Annotated in this window: 1 pseudogene; it reads left to right on the forward strand. The window is 59.3% G+C overall.

Annotated features, from left to right (window positions below):
• A pseudogene (locus EXE42_RS18710) lies at positions 1-307 on the forward strand (hypothetical protein); the annotation flags it as partial.

The raw sequence follows: 307 nt of genomic DNA on the forward strand, positions 1-307 counted from the left end.
TCCCGCCCCTGCGCGTCTGTACGTACGACATCGAGGTCGCCCAAGGTGGCGATGGCCCACCAGTCGTTTCACAGGAAGGAACCGAGCGGGCGGACAACCCCGTGACGGCGATTACGGCCCACGATTCGTACACCGACGAGTACGTCGTGTGGCTGACCGCACATCCCTCGTGGGACGGTGTTGCGTACGACGAGATAGATTCCTACGAGCAAGACAACCCATGTGACGTATATATCTACGAGAACCCACATGACACCGTCGCACAGTTCTTTGAGTGGGTCACAGATCGCGACATGGACGCGCTGAC

Origin of the sequence: Halorubrum sp. SP3 (genome assembly GCF_005435195.1) — an archaeon.
Taxonomy (GTDB): Archaea; Halobacteriota; Halobacteria; order Halobacteriales; family Haloferacaceae; genus Halorubrum; species Halorubrum sodomense.